This is a genomic window from Actinomycetota bacterium, assembly GCA_030774015.1.
Classification (GTDB): domain Bacteria; phylum Actinomycetota; class UBA4738; order UBA4738; family JACQTL01; genus JALYLZ01.
Map to the genome: position 1 here is coordinate 1 of JALYLZ010000051.1, position 2,040 is coordinate 2,040.

A 2,040-nucleotide genomic window follows, 5' to 3' on the forward strand; every position below is an offset into this window, starting at 1 on the left:
TGTAGCCCCACCTGGGGTTCTCCCTCGCCAGTCGGAGGATCAGCTCGCGGACCTCGGGGTGAATGGCGGGTCGTCCCGGAGGGCGGTGCGGCCTGGTCCACTTCCTTCGGACGAGCTGCCGGTGCCATCGGAGGAGGGTCTCGGGCCGGACCAGGAACGCGCTCCACGCCTCCCGCCGAAGGATCCTGCTCGCGGCGGCGAGGAACGCCTTGTCTGAGGCACGGTAGATCGGCCGCTTCACCTGCCTTCGCAGGATCGCGACCTGGTGTCGCAGCACGGCGATCTCGATCTCCGCCTCCGCCGCTGTGCGGTCGTCCGAATGGACCAGTCCGAGGACGCGGCGCAGGAAGAGATAGAGGAGAGAGCTGATCACGGCGGGGCATTGTCGCAGACCGGACCGCCGCTGCCGGTCTCGGGCCCGCGATCGAGTTTCTGGACCCCACGGGTTCCGCGAGCTCACCCAGAAGGCCATCCGTCGCGGCGTGTTCCCGAGCATCGAGTCGTTGATCGAGGCGATCCAGGCCTACCTCGACGCCTACAACGAGGACCCCAAGCCGTTCGTGTGGACGGCGACCGTGGCGTCAATCGTGGAGAAGGTGAACCGTTGTAAAGCCATTTTGCAGGCGTCGCACTAGGAAGCGGGCTCCTTCGGAGCGCTATCTCGTCCATGCCATCGCGCCGTCCATCCTCACCCAGGTGTACGCGCGTGACGGCCCCGGGCTGTTCGACCGGAACACCGCGAACGTTGCCGTCGAGCTCCGGGACCAGCGAGACGGCCGGCGCCTCGAGCGACGACCGGTCCTGCTGGAGTTCGTTCCGGGGTCGGAGGACCCGGACGAATACGCGATCATGGCTTTCTTCTCGGACGATTGCACTATGGACCTGCCTCGAGGGCCGGATCCCTTGAGGTCGACGCTTCGCGGGCAAGGACGAGGCCCGCGCCGGCAGGAGTGATGGCGGTGGCCAAGACCCAGGAGCACGAGCGCGCACACCAGGGGCTGTCCGAGGTCTTGGAGAGCACCCAGCTCCACGATTTCGAGAAGGCGGCCGAGCTGGCGAAGCACATCCGGCGCTATCATCGGCGGAGCGCCAGTGGCAAGGCCTCGCTGCACCGGCTGGTGACGGCACACGACGATTACCACAGCATGTAGCTGCTGGCCGCAACGTCCATCGCGGCCGCGTCGATCAGCCGCCGGAGATCGGTCCCCCGCACGTATCGCATGGCGATGAACAGGGCCCCATCAGCCTCCCCGGCCTCGTACACCGGCAGGATGTTGGGGTCCTCCAGGGAAGCGGCGATACGGGACTCCCTGAGGAACCGCTCGCGAAACTTCGGCTCCTCCGCGAGCTCAGGGGCGAGAACCTTCAGGGCCACCTTCCGCCCCAGGCGGGTGTCCTCGGCCAGGTACACCACCCCATCCCGCCACGTCCGAGCACTGACTCCACGAGGTAGCCGGCGATCCGGGTGCCGATGGGACTGTCGGAGGGCATCCCGGCGTTTGTACATCGGCGGGCGCGGGGGGTAAAGAGAGGCGGGCCGGCTACGTGCGAGTCGTGGAGGTGGCCCCTCTGGAGGAGATGGAGCTGCCCGGTACCGTCCAGGCCATCGTGGCTGCTCGCCTGGACACCCTTCCTCCCGAGCGCAAGGCCCTCCTCCAAGATGCGTCGGTGATGGGACGCCGCCGAAGCAGAATCAGCGTTCTGTCCAGGGTCGGGTCGAGTCGCTCGGCGCGGCCGTCCTTCGTTCGACGGGCCGCAGGGTGTCAGGCAGCTCACGCCCGGGCTCAAGCGAGGAGTAGATCCTCTGAACCAGCGCGACAATCACTTCACGAACCGTGTGGCTCACCCCGAGCCGCTCGGGCGGCGGCTCCAGGGTGCGGGCGACGATCTCGGCCTCGTCCACCGTCTTCGGCCGGCCGGAGCGGGGGGCGTCGGAAAGCGCGTCGACCCCTGGTCCGGTACCGCTCACGCCAGGCGATCGCCGTGGGGCGGGACACCCCCAGTCGCCTCGCGGTCTCGGACGTCCCCTCACCCTGGGCC

Annotated in this window: 3 protein-coding genes and 2 pseudogenes; 2 read left to right on the forward strand and 3 right to left on the reverse strand. The window is 68.3% G+C overall.

Features of this window, described 5'->3' with window-relative positions; all coding sequences use genetic code 11:
• Window positions 1-373 (reverse strand): hypothetical protein (locus M3Q23_05085; protein MDP9341480.1); only part of this gene is annotated, 373 nt, incomplete at its 3' end.
• Window positions 374-696: 323 nt separating this feature from the next.
• Here M3Q23_05085 and M3Q23_05090 point away from each other — a divergent pair.
• Window positions 697-954 (forward strand): hypothetical protein, encoded by a 258-nt coding sequence (locus M3Q23_05090; GenBank protein ID MDP9341481.1) that lies wholly within the window; start codon window positions 697-699, stop codon window positions 952-954.
• A 5-nt stretch (window positions 955-959) separates the two neighbouring features.
• On the forward strand, window positions 960-1,151 hold the full coding sequence (locus M3Q23_05095; GenBank protein MDP9341482.1) for a hypothetical protein: 192 nt from the start codon (window positions 960-962) through the stop codon (window positions 1,149-1,151).
• A gap of 29 nt (window positions 1,152-1,180) precedes the next feature.
• Here the strand turns inward: M3Q23_05095 and M3Q23_05100 are convergent.
• Both M3Q23_05100 and M3Q23_05105 read right to left on the reverse strand, forming a co-directional pair.
• Window positions 1,181-1,491: pseudogene (locus M3Q23_05100) on the reverse strand (protein kinase).
• Window positions 1,492-1,837: 346 nt separating this feature from the next.
• Window positions 1,838-2,040 (reverse strand): annotated as a pseudogene (locus M3Q23_05105) (helix-turn-helix domain-containing protein).